A 19520-nucleotide genomic window follows, 5' to 3' on the forward strand; every position below is an offset into this window, starting at 1 on the left:
TCAGAGTAGACCGCAACTCAGCGGGAGGAAATCTCATGGCAACGCTCGCGCAACCCGCCGGCCCCTTCGCGCTCGGCACGCTCTCCGCGCCTGACGGGAAACGGTTCCCCGGTCTGGTGGTCCAGGACCGGGTGCTGGACCTGAGCCAGGTTCTGGCCTGGGAGCCTGCCGATGTGCGTTCCGTGCTGGAACGGTGGGAGGAGACCCTTCCCGTTCTGCACACCCTCGCGGGCGAAGCCGCCCTGGAGTGGCAGCGGATCGACAGTCTGAGGGTGCATGCCCCGGTGGAGCCCCGGCAGATCTTCCAGTCCGGCGCCAACTACCGACAGCACGTCATCGACCTCGAGGTGGCCCACCGCTCCCCGGACGACCCGCGCACGGTCGAGGAGGCGCGACAGGAGATCGCCGCGGTGATGGACCGGCGGGCGGCAGAGGACCTGCCGTACGTCTTCATCGGCCTGCCGAGCGCGATCACCGGACCGTACGACGACGTCGTCCTGCCCGTCTGTGCCGAACAGCCGGACTGGGAACTGGAGTTGGCAGCCGTCATCGCCAAGCCCGCCTACCGGGTTTCCGTGGGGGAGGCCCTGGAGTACGTCGCCGGGTACACGATCGCCAACGACCTCACCGACCGGGCCACCGTCTTCCGCCGGGACATGAAGGCCATCGGCACGGACTGGCTGCGCAGCAAGAACGCCCCCGGCTTCACGCCGCTCGGCCCGTGGATCGTCCCCGCCGGGTCGATCGCGGACCCGGGTGAACTCCGGGTGACGCTGAAGCTCAACGACAGGACCATGCAGGACGAGTCGACCAAGGACATGCTCTTCGGCATCGCCCGGCTGGTGTCGTACATCTCGCAGACCGCCCGGCTGCTGCCGGGGGATCTGGTACTCACGGGCTCCCCGGCCGGCAACGGCATCCACTGGGGGCGGCTGCTGCGTGACGGGGATGTCATGGAGGGCTCGATCACGGGGCTGGGCGTCCAGCGCACCCGCTGTGTCGCCGAGGAGGCAGACGCGTGATCGACCGTACGGATCCCGAGGGCGCGGTCGCCGAGGCCGCCAAGAAGTACTCCAACTGGGGCCGCTGGGGTGAGGACGACGTCCTCGGCACCCTCAACTTCCTTGACGAGGCCAAGCGGCGCGAGGGCGCGGCGCTCGTGCGCCGGGGCGTGAGTTTCTCGCTCTCGCAGCGGTTCGACATGAACGGGCCGCAGAAGGGCTGGCGCCGCCGCACCAACCCCGTGCACACCATGCTCGACACCGGCACCGACGCGGCCCTGGGCAACCAGGGCTTCCCGCATGGCATCGGCGGCGCCGACGACATGATCGCGATGCCGTTGCAGTGCTCCACGCAGTGGGACGGGCTCGGGCACATCTTCGATCACGGCAAGGCGTGGAACGGGCGGGCGGCGGAGAAGGTCGTCACCTCCGACGGCGACCTCGTCACCGGCATCGAGCACATGGCGCCGTACGTCGCCGGACGGGGGGTGCTGCTGGATGTGGGCCGAGTCCTCGGCACGGACGGCGAGCTGCCGGACGCGTTCGCGATCACCGAGGACCACCTGACGGCAACGGCCGGAGCCCACAGGGTGAGCGTCGGACGCGGGGACATCGTCCTCGTCCGCACCGGGCAGCTCGCCCGCTCCAGGCGCGAGGGCTGGGGCGACTACGCCGGCGGGCCCGCGCCCGGCCTGTCCTTCACCACGGCCGGCTGGCTGCATCGCACCGAGATAGCCGCCATCGCCACCGACACCTGGGGCTTCGAGGTACGGCCCAACGAGTTCCACCACGCCTTCCAGCCATTGCACCAGGTCGCCATCCCCAACATGGGCCTGTTGATCGGCGAGATGTGGGACCTCGACGCCCTCGCCACGGACTGCGCGGACGACGGCGTGTACGAGTTCTGGCTCACCGCCGCGCCCCTGCCCATCACCGGCGCCGTCGGCTCACCCGTCAACCCGATCGCCGTCAAATAGCCGCAGAACCGGCCGGACACGTCCTCCCCGGACAGCAGCGGCGCATCCGGCCCCGCCCGCTCCACCCGCCGACGGGTGGAGCACCACAGCCCCTGGCCCGCCCTCCCGGCGGGCGAGCCGCCCCGCCGCCCGAAGCCGCGCGGCCCAACCTCGGGAGGTATCCCCGACATGGCAGACAGCCCTACACGCAGAGTCCTCGTCATCGGCGGCGGCGCCTCCGGCAACGCCGTGACCGTTCTGCTGCGCCGGGCCGGCATCACCGTCGACCTGATCGAGGCCAAGCCCGACTGGAACGCCACCACCGGCTCCGGCATCACCCTCCAGGGCAACGCCCTGCGCGTGCTGCGCGAACTGGGCGTCTGGGAGCAGGTGAGCGCATCCGGCTTCGCCTTCGGCACGCTGGGCATCACCACCCCGGACGGCACCCTGCTGCACCTCGCCGAGGACATCAGGACCGGGGGCGACGACCTGCCCGCCACCCTCGGTATGCAGCGCCCCCGGCTCCAGCAGATAGCCATCGACGCGGTCCGCGCCTCCGGCGCCACCGTGCGCCTGGGCACCACCGCCGAGACGTTGAAACAGGACACCGACGGTGTCTCGGTGCGCTTCAGCGACGGCACCGAAGGCCGCTACGACCTGGTGATCGGCGCCGACGGCCTCAACTCCGCCACCCGTACCGCGATCGGCATCGCCGACAGGCCCGAGCCTACGGGCATGGCCATCTGGCGCGTCGCCGCCCCGCGCCCCGAGGGCGTGGAGCGCAGCGACCTCGCCTACGGCGGCCCGGCCTACATCGCCGGCTACACCCCCACCAGCGAGAAGACCATCTACGCCTTCGTCGTCGAGGGATGCCGCGAACGCACCTCCATCGACCCGGCCACCTACGCCGACGAGATGCGCCGCCTGGCGCAGGCCTACGGCGGAGCCTGGCCGGAGATCACCCAGCACATCACCGACCCGGCGAAGGTCAACTACACCTGGTTCCACCGGCTGCTGGTGGAGGGCTCCTGGCATCGCGGCAGGGTCGTGCTGATCGGCGACGCAGCCCACTGCTGCCCGCCCACCATGGCCCAGGGCGCCGCCATGTCCCTGGAGGACGCCCTCGTCCTCGCCGAACTGCTCACCAGCGGACGGGACTGGGACGGCGAGCTGCTCCAGAGCTACTACGAACGCCGCATTCATCGAGTGCGGACCGTCGTCGAGGCGTCCGTGCAGATCGGCCAGTGGCAGCTGGACGGTGTGCGGGACGCCGATCTCCCCGGGCTGATCGGCCGCACGATGAACCTCCTCAAGGAATTGCCGTGACAGTACCTACCGTGGACGTGCACGCGCATGTCCTGCTGCCCGAGGTCGACGCCCTGGTGGCGGACCTGCCGGGACTGGCCGGGGCCCGTGCCCTCGACGCCCGCCGCAACGGCCCGGCGGCCCTCGCCGTCAACGGTCCCATGGTCCGCGAGCGCGCCCCGAGGATGACCGACGTCACCGCACGGCTGGCCGCGATGGACGCCCAGGGGGTGGACGTGCAGCTGGTCAGCCCGTCCCCCTCGCACTACCACTACTGGGCGGACGAGGAGACGGCCGAGAAGGTCTTCCGGCGCGCCAACGAGGCGACGGCCGCCCACTGCGCCCAGGCTCCCGGACGGCTGCACGGACTCGGCCTCGTCCCCCTGCAACACCCCGAGCAGGCCGTGCGCGCCCTCGAACATGCCCTGGAACAAGGGCTGTTGGGCGTCGAGATCTCCAGCCACGCCCCCGGCCGCGAGCTCTCGGACCCGGCGTACGCGCCCTTCTGGTCACGCGCCGAGGAGACGGGCGCCGTCCTCTTCCTGCACCCCTTCGGCTGCACGCTCGACGAGCGCCTGGACCGCTGGTACCTGTCCAACGTCGTCGGCCAGCCGGTGGAGAACGCGGTCGCGCTGTCGCACCTGATCTTCTCCGGCGTACTGGACCGGCATCCGGGGCTGAAGCTGATCGCCGCCCACGGCGGCGGCTACCTGCCCACCCACATCGGCCGCTCCGACCACGCGTGGTCCGCCCGGTCGGACGCGGGCGCCGGCTGCGCCCATCCGCCCAGCAGCTACCTGGGGCGCCTGTACTTCGACTCCCTCGTCCACGACCCGCACGTCCTGCGGGAACTCGTCCGGGCCGCGGGCGCCGACCGCGTCCTGCTCGGTTCCGACTACGCCTTCGACATGGGCACCGACGACCCCGTCGCCGCCCTGCGCGCCGCCCGGCTGCCCGACCCGGACTTCCACGCCATACGCGGCGCGAACGCGGCCGCGCTTCTCGACCTCGCCTGAGGAGGCCCCCACATGCCCAACCGCTTGCTCACCCACCTGCGGCACGTCGACCTCGCCGTGCCCGACTACGACAAGCAGCTCGACTTCTACTCCGGCGTCTGGGGCCTGAGCAAGGTCGCCGAGGACTCCGGCATCTCCTTCCTGGCCGCCGAGGGCAGCCCTGAGCAGTACGTCGTCCGGCTGCGCAAGGCCGAGGAGAAGCGCCTCGACCTCGTCTCCTACGGCGCCGCGAGCACCGCCGACGTGGACACGCTCGCCGAACGACTCCTCGCGGGCGGAGTGCGGTTGATCTCCCAGCCGGGAAAGGTGGAGACGCCCGGCGGCGGTTACGGCTTCCGCTTCTTCGACGTCGACGGGCGCACCCTCGAGGTCTCCGCCGACGTCGAGGTACGGCAGCACCGCAAGATCGAGGAGAAGGAGTCGATCCCGGTCAAGCTGTCGCACGTCGTGCTGAACTCCCCGAATCTGGACAGGACCAAGGCGTGGTACGAGGAGCACCTCGGCTTCCGGCTGTCCGACACACTCGGCCATCCGCACATCGGCGACGTCATGCACTTCATGCGGATCAGCAACCAGCACCACTCCATGGCCATCGCCAGGGGACCGCACACCTCGCTGCACCACATCTCCTTCGAGATGCGCGGCATCGACGAGTACATGCGCGGCTCCGGGCGCGTGATGCGCGCCGGCTTCAAGAAGATCTGGGGGCCGGGCCGGCACATGGCCGGCGACAACACCTTCACCTACTTCCTCGACCCGCACGGCAACACCGTCGAGTACACGACGGAGTTGGAGCTGCTGGACGAGGACACCTGGCACCCGCACGTCTACGACTTCTCCAAGCCCGAGGTCACCGACCAGTGGGGCACCGCCAACCCCATGAACGAACTGGTCACCAAGGAATCCTTCAACGACGTCGACCGCGGAGTGTTCGTCGCCCCGCCGGTCTGACCGGCGAAGCCCTCAGACCCCGGGGGCGCGGTGGCCCTGTCAACGCCCTGACTCCCACGCCGCGCCCCCGGCCTTCGTACCCACCCCCTCACACCACCAGCGGACAGCCGACAGCCGACAGGAAACCGCCATGCGTTTCGCCGCGTACGAGTACCGAGACCGCCGCCACGTGGCCGTCGTCGAAGAGGACGGCACGCTCTACCCACTCCCCGGTGTCGGCTCCCTGACCGGCCTGCTGGCCCAGGGCGGCGGCCTGCCCGAGCTGCTGGAGGCGGGCTCCGTCACGCTGGACATCCCGGCCGGCCCCCATGTCTCCGAGGTACGGCTGCTGCCCCCGCTCCAGCCGCCCACCGTGCGGGACTTCGTCACCTTCGAGGAGCACGTCGAGGGTGTACGACGGTCGGTGGACGGCACCGCAGGCGTACCGGAGCAGTGGTACGCGGCCCCGACCTTCTACTTCACCAACCCCTACGCGGTGTACGGCCCGCACGACGACATCCCCGTGCCGCCCGGCTCGACCGTGCTCGACTTCGAACTCGAAGTGGCCGCCGTGATCGGCAAGGAGGGCCGCGACCTCACGCCCGAGCAGGCCCGCGACCACATCATCGGCTACACGGTCCTCAACGACTGGTCGGCACGCGACCTGCAGTCCGCCGAGATGAGAGTGGGCCTCGGCCCGTGCAAGGGCAAGGACACCGCCACCACACTGGGCCCGTACCTGGTCACCGCGGACGAACTGGAGAAGTACCGGGACGAGGACGGCTTCCTGCGGCTCGGGCTCACCGCCTCCGTCAACGGCGAGACCGTCGGCACGGACCTTCTCTCCCACATGAGCTGGACGTTCGAGGAGATGGTCGCCTACGCCTCGCGTGGGACCGTCGTCCGCCCCGGCGACGTCCTAGGCTCCGGCACCTGCGGCAACGGCGGCTGCCTCGCCGAACTGTGGGGCGTACGCGGCCGGCAGGACCCACCCCCGCTGAAGCCCGGCGACACGGTCACCCTCACCGTCGAGGGCATCGGCAGCGTCTCCAACACGGTCGTCGCCGGAGCCGCCCCGATCCCGCTGCCGACCGGCCGCCGCCGCTCCTGGGAGCGGCCGTGACCGACCTCCGCCCCAAGAGGCTCCTCGGCAAGATCGTCGTGGTCACCGGCGCCGCCCGCGGCCAGGGCGCCGCCGAGGCCGAGGCGCTGACCCGCGAGGGCGCCCGGGTCATCGCCACCGACGTGACCGAGGCACCTGGCTGCCGTCGGCTCGACGTCACCAGCGAGAAGGACTGGGCCGAACTCGCCGCCGAACTCGGGGAGTCGTACGGACAGGTGCACGGCCTGGTCAACAACGCCGGTGTCACCTGGCGTGTCCGCCTCGACGCCGTACGCCCCGAGGACATGGCCCGCGTCCACGCGGTCAACGTCACCGGACCGCTCCTGGGCATCCAGCACCTGGCACCGCTGATGCGCACGGGGGCATCCATCGTGAACGTCGGCTCCTCGGCGGCACTGACCGCCCACTACCCGGTCGCCTACACCGCCAGCAAATGGGCACTGCGCGGCCTGTCGGCCACCGCCGCCATGGAACTGGGGCCACGCGGCATCCGCGTGAACACCGTCCACCCCGGCTTCATCGAGACCGAGATGACCGCCTCAGCCGCGCCCGCCTTCCGCGAGGCCAACATCGCCGGGACACCACTCGGCCGCACCGGAACCGTCGACGACGTCACCCCGCTCGTCAGCTTCCTTCTCTCCGACGAGTCGTCCTTCATCACCGGAGCCGAGATCCCCGTGGACGGCGGCCTCACCGCGCACGGCGGCGCCAAGCCGATCTCGGACGCGGTACGCAACTAGCAGCTGTCCGGCCGATCACAGTCGTGGGCGGTCCGGCATGATGCCGGGGCGAGCATCATCGTCGAGTTCTTCGCGGCTCCGGACGGTCCAGGCCCTCATCTCCAGCACCACCTCCCACCAGGCGGGCGACCGGGCTCTGCCACGGTGTCTCGCCCTGGAGTTCCCTCTCTTCGGCCCCCTTTGGTGCGGGTGCCGGCGGTGGATCAGTACGGGCGCCGGCCGCATGTCGGTGCGCGCGGACGATGGTGGAGTCAACCGGGACGTCCCAGTCGATCTCGCCCGCCTCGTCGGCCGCGGCCCGGACCTGCTGGAGCAGACGTTCCCAGTCGTTCAGGTCGTCGCCCGTACCGCGTCGCGGATGAGTTCGGCGACGTCTGTGGGGTGGGAGAGGGGGACGGCGTGTGCGGCGTCACCGATTGCGAGGAGTGTCGCTTCGGCTCGTCTGGCGCAGAAGCGCACGGCTTCGGGGCTGATGGCCGGGTCGGCGCCGGCCAGCAGCATCCAGGACGGTCGCGTTTTCCATGCTGCGGCCGGTGCGGACTCGGTGCAGGCCGTGGCGGCCACGGGACGCTGGGCCACGGCCATGACCTGGGTGAGGGCGGCGGGGAGGTCCGCGAAGACGGCTTGGAACGCTTCGGTGCTGATGGTGAGTTCGGTTGAGGGCCGGCCTGTGCAGAGCGGGTGGGAGATCTCTTCGAGGTGGTCGGCCAGGGTGGAGGAGGTGGGGAAGCGCCTTTGCAGGTCGCGCACGCTTTCTCCTTCGTCCGGGGCGTATGCCGCGATGTAAACCAGTCCGACCACGTTCGGCGCCGTGCCGGCGGCGGAGATGACGGTGCCGCCGTACGCGTGGCCGACGAGGACGACGGGGCCGTCGATCTGCGTGGCGACGGAGGAGATGTACGAGGCATCGGCTGCCAGGCCCCTGAGGGGGTTGGCAGCGGCTATCACCGGGATGGCATGGTGCTGCAGATGTGCGATGACGCGGAACCAGATGCTCGCGTCGGTGAAGGCCCCGTGGAGAAGAAGGGCGGTAGGAGTCGTGACCACGTCACTCCTTGGCGTGGGTGGGGGGAACAGCACCTGCAGGTGGCATGACCGGCGGGCGGCGAGTCCGGGCTTTCCGGGTGGTCAAGGTTCAGCGGCGACCGGCGGGCGCAGCGCAGACAGTGAGGCGTGCCGCTGCCCCGTTGATGGGGAGCCGACAGGCGCGGCCGCCTCGCTGCGGCGACTTCAGGCTGGGATCTGACGGCGCTGCCGATGCTCTGTCCGCGCACCGATCGGTTCCTGGCGGGCGGCTAGGAGCGTCACCATCGTGCGCAGCATGGACGTTCCTCATGATCCCGATCGCAGTGGGCTACAGCTGTCGGGAGGTGCGCCACTCGGTGGGGGAGACGCCGTACTGAACGCGGAACGCTCTGCTGAAGTGAGAGGCGCTGGCGAAACCGTACTGATGTGCCACGACGGCGATCGTCCTGTTCTTGTGGCGGGTCATGTCGCGTCGGCTCGCCTCCAGCCGGCGCTGCCGGATGAAGCCGCTCACCGTGGTGCTTTCGCCTTCGAAGAGCTTGTGAAGGTAGCGCGGCGAGATGTGATGGGCGCGGGCGATCATCGCAGGGCAGAGCGCGGGATCGGTGAGGTGCTCGTCGATGAACGTCTGGATGCGTCCCAGCAGGGCACGGCTGCCCCCGCCCGGAGGTCCCGCGGGTGCGCTGCCGAGCCGTTCGTCCATGAGCGTGGCGAGCAGGTTCAGCGTGGTGTGGGCCACCTGCTCCCGGGTGCGCGAGGAAAGCGTGCCGGCCTTGTCGACGAGCCTGGTGATGAATGGAGACATCAGTGTCCCCACCGGTGTGCCGGGGCCGAGGGTGGTGGCTGTGATGTCGGCTGTCTGCTGCTCGCTCAGTCCCAGATCACGTCGGCGCAGGACGAGAGAACGAGCCTGGAACGACTGCGGGATGTCCAGGCGGAGCGGGCGCGCCGTGTCGTAGACGACGACGTCTCCCGGCCCGAACGTGTTGCTCCGGCCGTCCTGCTCGACCCTGGCCACACCGGTCACCAGCACGTTGACGACCACGTGCTCCTGTTCCACCACGGTGGCGATGTGCCGGGAGCTGCGCCGTACGGACAGTCGGTCGCCGGTCACGGTGACAGTTCGCAGGGGTCCGAGCGGTGTGGCGCGGAGCGTGCCCGAGTACGCCACGTCCGGGACGGAGAGATCCACGGTTCCGAAGGTCCGGGACCAGGCGTCGCGCCAGTAGCAATGCCGCTCCGCACCGGGCGGCAGGGCGTCGGTGGTGTAGAAGCTGTCCGCGCCGTCGCGCGTGTGAGGGACAGACGGAAGCAGAGGCATGAAGTCGTCTCCTTTCCTTTCAGACGATCTTCACGACACGCGCATACCGTGGGCTTCACACGATCCGCACTGATTGAGGAAGCGGTTGTGGGATACGAAGCGATTACTGAGCGTGTTCCCGCTGGTCGGCCAGTTGAGCGAGTTCGACGCGCGACGTGATGCCGAGCTTGTTGAAGGCGTGCCGCAGGTGCGAACTGACCGTGTGCGGGGAGATGCCCAGGTGTTCGGCGGTCCGGCCGTTCGTCAGTCCTTGGGCCACCAGACGGACCACCGCCACCTCCGAAGCGGTCAGTTCGGGCCAGGCGGCGGCGAGCCTCTGGGACGATGTACGGCGCCGAGGGGCTCCGATGGCACGCAGGCGGCGGCGGACGCGCGCGGCATCCCGCTCTGCGCCCGCTCGCGTGTAGAGGTTGAGCGCGGCGTCCAGGTGCGGGACGGCCTCGGCGGTGTGCCGCGAGGCGAGCTTTCGGCCCGCGTCTTCGAGCGCGGAGGCTTTGGGCAGCAGCCGGGAAATGCCCTCGTACAGCTCGACAGCGCGCAACAGGGCGGCGAGGTCGTTGTCGAGCAACCCGCGGGCGTGCGTGGCGGCAGCAGCCAGGATCGGGAAGCGGGGATTGCGCTCCGCCCGGAGCTCGGCTGCCCGTACCGCTTCGGCGGCGGGCTCGGTCGCGCCTGCCCGCAGTGCCATGCGGACGAAGACGACCGTGTCGGCGGGATCGTCGGGACTCGCCAACGAGGGACCCACCACGCCGAACGTGCTGACCGCCTCGGACAGGACTTCCATGGCCTGATCGGGACGGCCCTCGTAGTCCGCGACCAGCGCCAGCAGCCAAGAGCCCACATTGCGCACCAGGAGAGCCGGATCGGCGATCATGCGGTGTCGCACCTGGGCGGCATGGGCCCGGACCGCCTCGTGGTCGTCGGTGTGCAGGGCGACACGCAGGAGCGTGTAGAGGACGGTCGCATCGGCGAAGTTGCCCAGGCCGAGGTCCTGGGCCATGGCCGCGGTCGCTTCGGCTTCTGCCCGTGCGTCCTCCAGCCGGCCGGCGTCCAGAAGGACCCGGCACCGGTTGCTCAGCCACAGGCTCATCGCTGCGGCCTGTCCCTGCCGCCGCGTCTCGCGGATGCCGGAAGCGGACTCCTCCAGTGCCTCCTCCACGCGGCCCGCCGCGTTCAGCAAGAACGCCTTCCACAGGGCCTCCGGCACCCACAACGAGTTCGCGATACCCACGTCGGCGGCCAGGGAAGCCGCCTCCTCGGCGAGGCCGAAGGCCCTGTCCCAGTCCATCCGGTAGAACCACACGACCGAATCGACCGCGACCGCAGTCGCCCGGGCAACCCGGTCCCCGGCCTCAGCGGCGGCGTCCAGGGCCTCGGCCACCGCGTCGGCGGTCGCCTGGAAGTCCCCGACCATCGAGAGGTTCAGGCACTCCAGAGCCAGCAGTTGGGCCCGCAACGTGGGTGCCACGCCGGGCAGCGAGGCTCCGGCACGCGCCTGCCGGACGGCCTCGGTGAAGTCGTACTGGCTGGACACCCGGGCGAGCCCCAGACGGACTTGTGCCTCGGCCTCCGGCAACATGGTTCCGGGCAGCGCGGCGGCGGCGAGTTCCCGGCCCTGAGCTGCCTGGCCGGCCTGCCAGGACAGCAGTACCGTCTCCGCGATGATCAGGGGACGCTCAGCGGCCGACCCGACCGTGAGTTCCAGGGCGCGGCGGCTGAGTTCCAGGGCCGACGACGCAGCAGACGCCGACAATTCCGCAGCGGCCTGCCGCAGCAGCTTCACAGCTGCCCAGTCGCCTGCCTCGGCACTGTCCGCGAGCAGGGCGGCCACCTCGGTCACCGGCGCGCCACGCTGCATCAGGGCGTCGGCCGCATGCCGCCGCACCGCTTTGCGCACCGCCACCGGAAGACCGGCCTCGACAGCTTCACGGAACAGGTCGTGACGGAACAGCAGTCGCTCGCCCTCTTCGACGAACAGCGACGCGTCCAGCGCTTCCTGAACCGGCTCGATCAGTGCCGCGGTCGGCGTGCCGAGCAACTCGGCCAGAAGACCGACGGTGACCGTACGGCCCACCGCGGCGGCGGCCCGTACGACCTCCCTGGCCGAAGGAGAGAGCTGATCGAGGTGCCGACGCACCGAACTCCGGAAACCCGTCGGCAGGGCCGGCCCCGTCAGCACCGCCAAGCCGTCCGTGACGGTCACAGCCTGCTCCTCGCGCATGCTGCGCAACAGCTCCACCACCAACAAGGGCACGCCACCGGCGCGCCGCACCACACCCAAGGTGGCCTCATCGGGCACGGCTCCCAGCACATCCTCGGCGATCCCCGCGACTGCGGTCTCCGGCAGCGGACCGAGCGGGAGCCGATGCCCCCCGATGCTCTCCAGGTGATCGATCAACGTACGGACGCCCGGCGCGACCGCGGCGCTGCGCACGGTCACCACCCACAGGATCGCGTGCGACGACAACCGGGCCGACAGGGTCCGCAGCGCCAGCAGTGTCACGTCGTCCAGCCATTGGACATCGTCCATCGTGACCACCAGTGGCGTGTCCAGCGCCACTTGCTCGAGCCGGTCCTGCAGCTCCTGCAGCAGCCAGAAACGCTGTTCGGGTGCCGCGGCCAGATGCCGCAGTCGGTCCACGTCGAACAACGAACCGGAGCCCGTCGACAGCCCCTCGAGCAGCGGTCCGAGCGGCACGAACTGGCCGTCGGGATCCGCGCCTCCCCGGAACAGGCGCAGCCTGCGGTCGACCGCCATGCGCTGCACTTCCGCGAGCAGACGCGTCTTGCCGCTCCCGGGGGGACCTTCGATGCACACGATGCCGCCACGGCCTTCGGCCAGCGCATCGAAACGTGCACTGAGGAAGGCGAGCTCCTCGTCACGGCCCAGTACACGTGGTTGCACCCCGACGGCACGAGTCGACATCAGCGGCTGCAGGAAGCGGTCCAACGCGGTCTCCGTTACACATCGAGGCAGGCACGACAACCGGCGCGCCGCACGGGTGCAGCATGCCATGCCATCACCCTGGGAAACCGTCCTGATCGGATTTCTGCCGGTTGCATCGCTGGCCGACCGCCACCAGGTGGCGGTCGTCGCCCAGGTACCGGGGTGCCGCACGAGCTGATCCGCCGGACTGCACGGCGCAGCGATCAGACAGCCGCCGGCCGGGACGAACGCCCGAACCGCCGGCCACGACCGCCGCGCACCTCTGAACGTCGCGCACCGTCAGCACTTCGACCGTTGCCCCAGACGACTCGGGCAGTGGTGCAGCGGCAGCACGCCGGATCCGGAGGGTCCAGCGGGCCGTGGTCGGCGGCTTCCGCAGGTTTCTCGCCGTTCAAGGCCACATGGTCGGCGAGGCCGAGCGCCGTTGGGGAAGGAGGCTGTCAGTGCCTCCCGTGATAATCGCCTCGCCACGTTACCGCGCCGATCGGAGGCACCTGTTGTCCACACTCCATGAGTTCACGACCTGGGAGCCTCTGCTGCACATCCTGCGATCCGCTCACACCGCGACGCCGGGCGCTCTGGGCGGTCACGTCGCCGGACGGATCGGCACCCACGCGTACAGCATGCCGATGCCACGGGGCACGATGTTCACCATGCACGGGCAGGCGTCCGGCGCGGCGGCCAGACGACCCGAGTTCGACGCCGTGCAGCGGGTGCAGGGCGCGCTGGTGGAGACCGACGCCGACGGCGCCTCCTTCGTGGCCCGGATGTCCCCGGACGGCCCGGCCGTACTGCACTTGCTCGACTTCGGGCCAGCCGTGGAGCCCGAGGTCAGCGGGCCGCTCCCGGGTGCGCTCATACTGGTCGAAGGCGCTGTACCCGAGCCCTGGCGCCGGCTGCCCGATCCGGTGCCCGACGCGAAGCCCTCGCCGGCCGCGGATCCGGCAGCACTGGAGAGCTTCCTGCGCGAACGCCTCCCCGACGCCATCGGCGCGACCGAGGAGGAGATCGCCACGGCGGAGGCGCGCCTCGGGATACCGCTGCCCGACGAGCTCAAGGCGCTCTACCGGGTGACGCGGGCCCGGTGGGACGACCCGGCCGACGACGAAGCGATGTGGCACCTCATGGAGACGGTGACCTGCGAACTGCTCCCCCTGGACGAGCTGTACGTCGCCGACGCGCCCTCCCGGCACTCCCCGTGGCGGTTCGCGGCGATGGAGACGGTCGGTACGCCGCCGGGTGCCGCGGTGCAGGGGCTGGTCGGATCGCCGGGCTGGATCGTCTTCGGCGACAGCGACGGCGACCGGCTCGCGGTCGACCTGACGCCGGGGCCAGCCGGGCACACGGGGCAGATCATCGTGCTCAGCCACGAGGAGAGCGTCGGCGCGGGCCTGGTCGCCGGCTCCCTCACAGAACTGATGCTCCGCCTGCCCGTGCAGCGCCGCGCCGCCCCGCGGACGGAGGAACCGCCTGCCGCGGCCCGGGTCAACATCCGCGGCCTGAAGAGCGTCGAGGCAGCCGCGCACCCCGCGCTGGAAGTCCTGAGCATCGGCGTTTGGGAGGGCGAACCGCTCAGCCTGGAGCCCGTCGTGGACCTGCCGCGTCTGCGGACCCTTAGCGCCTACCCGGGCACGCTCGCCGACCCGCTGGAGATCTCCCGGCTCACCGGCCTGGAGTTCCTGGCGCTCTGCCCGCAGGACTGGCGTGTGCTCCTGGACGCCGACATGGTCCCGCGCAGCCTGCTGGCCGCCGGCATCGAGGTGCGCAACGACGTCGATCCCCTGCCGGTCGTGGACCTCGCCAACGAGATCCTTGCCCGCTGGGACCGCCCCTTGATCACCCGCACCACCCTGGAGGGCGGCCTCGGCCCCGTGCCGTAGCCCATGCCGGCCGGGCCAGCGGGGGAACGGCGTCAGCCATGCGCGGGCTACACGGGCCAGTGTGCGCGGCAACCCCCGTTCTTCCGCTTCTCGCGCGCTAGCCGGTTGTAGCCCTGGCAGATCTTCGAGATCCGGCCGTGCGCGGCGATCACCGCTCGTTGCTTCTACGACGGATACCGCATCACGCGACCCGGGCGGGTTTGCTTACCTCTGCCGGCAACTACCAGTTACCGTCGAACATTCATGGGACGCCTTTTAGCGAACGACTATCTGCACTGTCTCTGAGCGAGAGCACATGTTGGTGGGTTCCGGCATAACTCGTCGTCCGGAGAGCGCGGGGATATCGGTGAGAAGTAAGAGCACTTGAAGCGGCGCGGTAGGCGACCCCGGATCGCAGCACCTATGGCCACCTCCTGCCGCCCACTCACTGAGTGGGTGGGCATGGCCCGGCACCACGGATAAGTCGGTGGCCACACAGTGCACCGTCCGCGTAGCTTCGGGTGATGGCCGAAGAATCCGTTGCCGTTCCCGCTGTTCCCACCCTTCTCTACATCGTCGGGCCGCCTGCCGTGGGCAAGATGACCGTCGGCCAGGAGATCGCCGGCCGCACGGGGCTTCGCTTGTTCCACAACCACATGGCCATCGAGCCGGTCCTGCGGTTCTTCGACTTCGGCAGCCCACCGTTCCGGAGGCTCGTCGGTGAGTTCCGGCGGAATCTGATCGAAGAGGTCGCCGCGAGCGATCTGCCTGGCCTGATCTTCACATTCGTATGGGCCTTCGACGACCCGGACGATCAGCGCACGCTTGAGGAGTACGCACAGCCGTTCCACCAGCGCGGTGGTCGAGTGATCTACCTTGAACTGGAGGCAGACCAAGAGGCGCGCCTGCAACGCAATGAGGGCGCCTCCCGGCTCGAGGAGAAGCCGTCCAAGCGGGACGTCGAGAGATCACGGCGCCTCCTGCTGGAGTTGGACGGCCAGCTCCGACTCAGCTCGGGCGGAGCGTTCGACCATCGCGCCGACTTCCTACGGATCAACAACACGCATGCGTCACCAGGGGCCGTTGCTGAACAAGCCATCGATTACTTCGGGCTCCAGCCGCAGCGGCCTGTGGGTTCCGATCCCGGTTCCGCTGGCACCGGAGGACCGATCGAGGTGACCGGCACCAAAGTGATCAACTGACACGATGGCACGGTACCTGTGCCGCCGGGGTCAGTGGCTGCCAGACGCATGCCCGGTGGTGTCAGATCTCAACGACATCTCACGGCCATGTGATCGACAAGTGATGCGCTCTCAGGCTCTGGTCCATTTTGTGGAGCGGTCACACGCTGTCTCTCTCGGCCCGGCCGCTGAGATGATCGCCCTCATACTTCAGTTGGCGGGAGCTGGGTCTGTCATGAGTGAATGGTCGCCGGAGGTGCTTGAGGTCTTGGAGGCTTCCGGGTGGACGACGGGCAGGCGGGTCGACACGACTGGCTGGCGGTCCATGTTCGAAGGGGTCGGCATCGTCATGCACGATGCTGCTGAGACGTTCCTCCAGGAGTTCGGGGGGCTGACCGTGAGCATCGGTGGCCCGGGAATCAGCTGCGCCCGCGAACCATTCGCACTGGACCCGGAGCTGGCTTGGGGAGAGGATGACCGGTTCTCCGAGTGGAGCGACTCCTTGGGAAGGCGTCTCTTCCCGCTCGGCGAGCTCGATCACGGCCGATTCTTTCTCGGCATCGATGAGGGCAGTGAGATCTGCCTTGTCGAGACCTGGGCCGCCAGCTTCGGGCCAATGCCGCACGCCCTCGAAAATCTGATCCTCGGCGTGAGGCCCCGCAGGATCGATGACGACCACAGGCAGGCTGACCAGGCCCGCTGACACGGTTGCTCGGCGAGCAGGACGCGCTTGCGGAGGAGTTCCAATCCCGCGCGAACATCTGGCGCTTGAGCATCTTGACCCGGTTGACATGAGGCCCGCGCAGCATCTACCGCAACCTTCAGCGCAACATCAAGCGCAACAGATGCCGCAGCCGCTGGGGACCTCGCCGTCCCGGTCCTCCCGCAGCACGTCAGCGCGGTTCTGGGTGCGTGCGACCCGATGAGGAAGAAGGTGGCGAGCCCTCTGGGGCTGAGTTCGCTACGCTGCGCCTACTGTTGCGCGACCCGGCGAAGAGTGCCCGGCCTTCGAGGTGGTCCGGGCCCAGGCCGTGCTTGAGTTCGCGGTAGTCCTGCTCGATGCGCCAGCGGATCTCTGCCAGGCGGACGAGGTCCGCGACCGGGGTGTCCTCGGGCAGGTCGGACAGCCAGAACCGGGTTGCTCCGGGTGAGGGCCTGGCGCCGACTGCGGGACGGGCCTGATGCGGGCGTCTGGCCATGGCTGCACACGGCCCTGCTCACCGAGTTGCGCCGCGCTGATCTGCTGGCCCTAGACGACTGCGCCGTGGACGGATCGCACGTCAGGGCCCTCAAAGGGGGGATCACGTCTGCCCTTCGCCCGTCGACCGCTCTCGGCCCGGCTCCAAGCACCACCTAATGGGGAGTTACGAGGCTGGTGAAGCCTGAAGCACCCCCGGGACCGGAGCCCTTTGATCAGACGGGTTCGCCAGCCTCGTGTCGTGGCGGCGGCGCGAACGCGATCGAGTCGAGGATGTTCGTGGTCTGAGCCGCTCGCGAGGAACACCTCCCAGATCACCGGGAGCCTTCAAGCTCCGGAAAAGACTGAGGACCTCGCGGGTAGCTGGAGTCACGAACGGCTAATCGGATGCTGGGCCGTCAGAGCCCTTCCATTAGGGAGTCGCGTGCCTCCACGGCTGTGACCAGCAAGCGAGAGGTGCAATCGGAGGAAGGACGCGAGACAACCCCATGAAGATCTTCTGCGGTATCGACGGGGCCAGCGACCACCACGACATCGCCCTCATCGATGCCGACGGCACGCTGGTGGCCCGGGCCAGGATCGCTGACGACGCCACCGGCCTTCAACAACTGCTGGATCTTCTGGCCGAACACGGGGACACCCCCGAAACCCGCATACCAGCCGCCATCGAGACGTCCCGAGGATTGGTGGTGGCCTGCCTGCGAGCCACCGGCCGCCCCGTCTATGCGATCAACCCGATGGCAGCGTCCCGATACCGTGAACGCCACACCATCGCACGCAAGAAGTCAGACCACCTCGATGCCATGGTCCTCGCCAACATTTTGCGCACCGACGCCGCGGCACACCGGACGCTGCCTGCCGACACCGAACTCGCCCAGGCCATCGCCGTCTTGGCACGCGCCCAGCAGGACGCGGTCTGGGATCGCACACAGGCTGCCAACAAACTGCGGTCCCACCTGCGCGAATACTTCCCCGGCTATCTCGCCGTCGTCCAGCCGCTGCTCGGTGGCCTATGCTCATCCGTCGCCCGCGCGCTGCTGGCAGCCGCCCCCACCCCGGCCCGAGCGGCCCGACTGACCAAGACCCAGCTGCGGGCCGCACTGAAGAAGCCGGACGCCAACGCAGGATCGAGGCCGACCAGCGCGGACGAGCTCGCCGAAGCCGCAGTGGCGGCTTTTGAGGCACACCCGGACGCCGACGTCATCACCAGCTTTCCAGGACTTGGCTCCCTCACCGGCGCCCGTGTGCTCGCCGAGATCGGAGACGACCGATCCCGCTTTGCCGACGCCCGGGCCCTCAAGTCCTACGCCGGAGCCGCACCGGTGACCCGGGCATCCGGCAAGGATGTCTGATCACCGACGGACACGGAACCCCGCTTGCCGTCACTCTCACCGGCGGCAACCGACACGACGTCACCCAGTTCCTGCCACGGCTGGACGCCGTCCCGCCCATCCGGGGACGGCGCGGACGCCCCCGTCGCAAGCCTCGCTGCCTCTACGCTGACCGAGGCTACGACTTCGACAAGTACCGCCGTCTGCTGTGGAAGCGCGGCATCAAGCCCGTGATCGCCCGCCGCGGCATCGCACACGGGGCCGGTCTTGGCGAAGTGCGTTGGGTGGTCGAGCGTGCCTTCGCCTGGCTGCACCAGTTCAGGCGACTACGTACCCGCTACGAGTGCCGGGCCGACCTCCACCAGGGCCTGCTCGAGCTCGCCTGCTCGATCATCTGCTTCCGACGACTTTGTAGATCATGTGAAACGATCAGTTACGTGAAGTGCGGTCGCGAGGGAGTCCAGCTCTGTCTTCACACACCGACGTTGCACTCCCTCGTCTCATGCGGGCAGACGATCTTCTGAAGAAATCGATCACTCACGTGGTCGAGCGCCTGCGAGCCAGTTCCCTTTCCCCCTCGGGCAGCGCGTCAGCGACCAGCAGCCGTGGCAGTAGGTCCGGCTCGAGTGTCATCGCGCGGAAGACGAGCGCGACGGTCACGTCGTGGTCGGGCCGGTACACGATCTCGACGGGGTCGGAAGCCCGGATGTCTCCCGGCTCGATCACGCGCAGATAGGCGCCCGGCACCGCGGCCTGGGTAAACCGCTTGATCCAACCCTCTCGCTCCAGCCATCCCTGGAACGTCGCACATGGGATCCTCGCGCACGACACCTCCAGGACCACATCCGGCCCGATGCGCCAACGCTCCCCGATCAGTGCGCCGTTGACATCGAGGCCGAGGGTCGTGAGGTTCTCCCCGAAGACGCCGTTGGCAAGCGGCCTCCCCAGCTCGGCCTCCCACTCGTCGAGATCCTCGCGGCCATAGGCGTAGACAGCCTGATCGGAACCGCCATGGTGCTTCACGTCGTAGACGCGGTCGCCTACGAGACCGACCTCGCCGGTGCCCTTGGGACCGGGGGCGATGACGGCGACCGGACCATCAACAGGCCGCTTGTCGATGCCTGTCGCGCTGAGGCCCTTCCAAGGGTTGGGTCGAGGCTTGCCGACATTGACGGAGAGCAGCTTCATGCGCGCGACGGTACGGACCTCTGCACGCGGGGGCCACTCATTTTCTGCCACCCCCTGGAATCGATCATCTAGTACTCCAGTGTGGCTTCGTGATCGCGGCGATGGTGTCAGAGGCGCCCCTTACTGTGACGGGCATGGGCTATGACGTGCACATCACCAGGCGTACGCCGTGGTGGGAGGATGAGGGCGAGCAGATCACGACGCAGGAGTGGGCGGCGGTGGTCGCTGCCGACCCGGAACTGGAGATGGTTCAGGTGGCCCGGGTTTCCCCGCGAGGCCAGGACGCGGTGTTGGAATACCGGCATGAGTGGCTGGCCCAGATGGTCACCACCCAGAACGGGACCCTCACGGCGCCTGGTTGGACTGGGGAGAGGGGCAGATCGTGGTGAAGCACCCGG

At 69.3% G+C, this 19520-nt stretch carries 15 protein-coding genes and 4 pseudogenes; 14 read left to right on the forward strand and 5 right to left on the reverse strand.

What is annotated here, in order from left to right:
* Positions 1-35 precede the first annotated feature (35 nt).
* From C3488_RS13125 to C3488_RS13155, 7 genes are all read left to right on the forward strand, one after another.
* Positions 36-1022, forward strand: a complete 987-nt coding sequence (locus C3488_RS13125) for a fumarylacetoacetate hydrolase family protein (protein ID WP_103839574.1) — start codon at positions 36-38, stop codon at positions 1020-1022.
* Positions 1022-1978: a cyclase family protein gene (locus C3488_RS13130; protein ID WP_103839614.1), complete on the forward strand. Its 957-nt coding sequence runs from the start codon at positions 1022-1024 to the stop codon at positions 1976-1978. Before C3488_RS13125 ends, C3488_RS13130 begins: the two co-directional genes overlap by 1 nt.
* 168 nt (positions 1979-2146) lie before the next feature.
* Entirely contained in the window at positions 2147-3283 is a 1137-nt protein-coding gene (locus C3488_RS13135; protein ID WP_103839575.1) for an FAD-dependent oxidoreductase, read from the forward strand.
* On the forward strand, positions 3280-4278 hold the full coding sequence (locus C3488_RS13140) for an amidohydrolase family protein (protein WP_103839576.1): 999 nt from the start codon (positions 3280-3282) through the stop codon (positions 4276-4278). Before C3488_RS13135 ends, C3488_RS13140 begins: the two co-directional genes overlap by 4 nt.
* Positions 4279-4290: 12 nt before the next feature.
* Entirely contained in the window at positions 4291-5229 is a 939-nt protein-coding gene (locus tag C3488_RS13145; RefSeq protein WP_103839577.1) for a VOC family protein, read from the forward strand.
* A 130-nt stretch (positions 5230-5359) separates the two neighbouring features.
* The gene (locus C3488_RS13150) at positions 5360-6331 is read left to right on the forward strand and encodes a fumarylacetoacetate hydrolase family protein (RefSeq protein WP_103839578.1); all 972 of its coding nucleotides are present in this window, start codon (positions 5360-5362) and stop codon (positions 6329-6331) included.
* Entirely contained in the window at positions 6328-7071 is a 744-nt protein-coding gene (locus tag C3488_RS13155; protein ID WP_103839579.1) for an SDR family NAD(P)-dependent oxidoreductase, read from the forward strand. Before C3488_RS13150 ends, C3488_RS13155 begins: the two co-directional genes overlap by 4 nt.
* A 330-nt stretch (positions 7072-7401) precedes the next feature.
* On the opposite strand, the gene C3488_RS13160 is transcribed toward C3488_RS13155, so the two are convergent.
* The 3 genes from C3488_RS13160 to C3488_RS13170 all read right to left on the reverse strand — a co-directional run bounded on the left by C3488_RS13160 (position 7402) and on the right by C3488_RS13170 (position 12368).
* On the reverse strand, positions 7402-8118 hold the full coding sequence (locus C3488_RS13160) for an alpha/beta fold hydrolase (protein ID WP_103839580.1): 717 nt from the start codon (positions 8116-8118) through the stop codon (positions 7402-7404).
* Positions 8119-8425: 307 nt separating this feature from the next.
* On the reverse strand, positions 8426-9418 hold the full coding sequence (locus C3488_RS13165) for a helix-turn-helix domain-containing protein (protein ID WP_103839581.1): 993 nt from the start codon (positions 9416-9418) through the stop codon (positions 8426-8428).
* 103 nt (positions 9419-9521) lie between these two features.
* Positions 9522-12368, reverse strand: a complete 2847-nt coding sequence (locus tag C3488_RS13170) for a LuxR family transcriptional regulator (RefSeq protein WP_103839582.1) — start codon at positions 12366-12368, stop codon at positions 9522-9524.
* A gap of 494 nt (positions 12369-12862) precedes the next feature.
* On the opposite strand from C3488_RS13170, the gene C3488_RS13175 reads away from it, so the two are divergent.
* The 3 genes from C3488_RS13175 to C3488_RS13185 all read left to right on the forward strand — a co-directional run bounded on the left by C3488_RS13175 (position 12863) and on the right by C3488_RS13185 (position 16108).
* Positions 12863-14245 (forward strand): SMI1/KNR4 family protein, encoded by a 1383-nt coding sequence (locus C3488_RS13175; protein WP_103839583.1) that lies wholly within the window; start codon positions 12863-12865, stop codon positions 14243-14245.
* Positions 14246-14748: 503 nt separating this feature from the next.
* Positions 14749-15426, forward strand: a complete 678-nt coding sequence (locus C3488_RS13180; protein WP_181138997.1) for an AAA family ATPase — start codon at positions 14749-14751, stop codon at positions 15424-15426.
* Between the two features lie 214 nt (positions 15427-15640).
* The gene (locus tag C3488_RS13185; RefSeq protein WP_181138998.1) at positions 15641-16108 is read left to right on the forward strand and encodes an SUKH-3 domain-containing protein; all 468 of its coding nucleotides are present in this window, start codon (positions 15641-15643) and stop codon (positions 16106-16108) included.
* A gap of 295 nt (positions 16109-16403) precedes the next feature.
* Here the strand turns inward: C3488_RS13185 and C3488_RS13190 are convergent.
* Positions 16404-16544 (reverse strand): annotated as a pseudogene (locus tag C3488_RS13190) (IS701 family transposase); the annotation flags it as partial.
* 8 nt (positions 16545-16552) lie between these two features.
* Here C3488_RS13190 and C3488_RS13195 point away from each other — a divergent pair.
* The 3 pseudogenes from C3488_RS13195 to C3488_RS13205 all read left to right on the forward strand — a co-directional run.
* A pseudogene (locus C3488_RS13195) lies at positions 16553-16764 on the forward strand (IS5/IS1182 family transposase); the annotation flags it as partial.
* A gap of 327 nt (positions 16765-17091) precedes the next feature.
* A pseudogene (locus tag C3488_RS13200) lies at positions 17092-17886 on the forward strand (IS110 family transposase); the annotation flags it as partial.
* Positions 17835-18344: pseudogene (locus C3488_RS13205) on the forward strand (IS5 family transposase); the annotation flags it as partial. The pseudogenes C3488_RS13200 and C3488_RS13205, both read left to right, overlap by 52 nt.
* A gap of 127 nt (positions 18345-18471) precedes the next feature.
* Here C3488_RS13205 and C3488_RS13210 read toward each other — a convergent pair.
* Positions 18472-19122 (reverse strand): MOSC domain-containing protein, encoded by a 651-nt coding sequence (locus C3488_RS13210; protein ID WP_103839585.1) that lies wholly within the window; start codon positions 19120-19122, stop codon positions 18472-18474.
* A 134-nt stretch (positions 19123-19256) separates the two neighbouring features.
* Between C3488_RS13210 and C3488_RS13215 the strand changes: the two genes are divergently transcribed.
* Positions 19257-19511 carry a hypothetical protein gene (locus C3488_RS13215; protein ID WP_146067858.1) on the forward strand — a complete coding sequence of 85 codons (255 nt, stop codon included), beginning with the start codon at positions 19257-19259 and terminating at the stop codon, positions 19509-19511.
* Positions 19512-19520: the final 9 nt, after the last annotated feature.

Origin of the sequence: Streptomyces sp. Ru72, assembly GCF_002920635.1 — a bacterium.
GTDB lineage: Bacteria > Actinomycetota > Actinomycetes > Streptomycetales > Streptomycetaceae > Streptomyces.

Bases quoted from the DNA above. Each gene is read 5' to 3' on its own strand.
- C3488_RS13185 (WP_181138998.1), top strand. From the start codon at position 15,641: ATGAGTGAATGGTCGCCGGAGGTGCTTGAGGTCTTGGAGGCTTCCGGG.
- C3488_RS13215 (WP_146067858.1), top strand. From the start codon at position 19,257: ATGGGCTATGACGTGCACATCACCAGGCGTACGCCGTGGTGGGAGGAT.
- C3488_RS13150 (WP_103839578.1), top strand. From the start codon at position 5,360: ATGCGTTTCGCCGCGTACGAGTACCGAGACCGCCGCCACGTGGCCGTC.
- C3488_RS13145 (WP_103839577.1), top strand. From the start codon at position 4,291: ATGCCCAACCGCTTGCTCACCCACCTGCGGCACGTCGACCTCGCCGTG.
- C3488_RS13135 (WP_103839575.1), top strand. From the start codon at position 2,147: ATGGCAGACAGCCCTACACGCAGAGTCCTCGTCATCGGCGGCGGCGCC.
- C3488_RS13165 (WP_103839581.1), bottom strand. From the start codon at position 9,418: ATGCCTCTGCTTCCGTCTGTCCCTCACACGCGCGACGGCGCGGACAGC.
- C3488_RS13180 (WP_181138997.1), top strand. From the start codon at position 14,749: ATGGCCGAAGAATCCGTTGCCGTTCCCGCTGTTCCCACCCTTCTCTAC.
- C3488_RS13210 (WP_103839585.1), bottom strand. From the start codon at position 19,122: ATGAAGCTGCTCTCCGTCAATGTCGGCAAGCCTCGACCCAACCCTTGG.
- C3488_RS13125 (WP_103839574.1), top strand. From the start codon at position 36: ATGGCAACGCTCGCGCAACCCGCCGGCCCCTTCGCGCTCGGCACGCTC.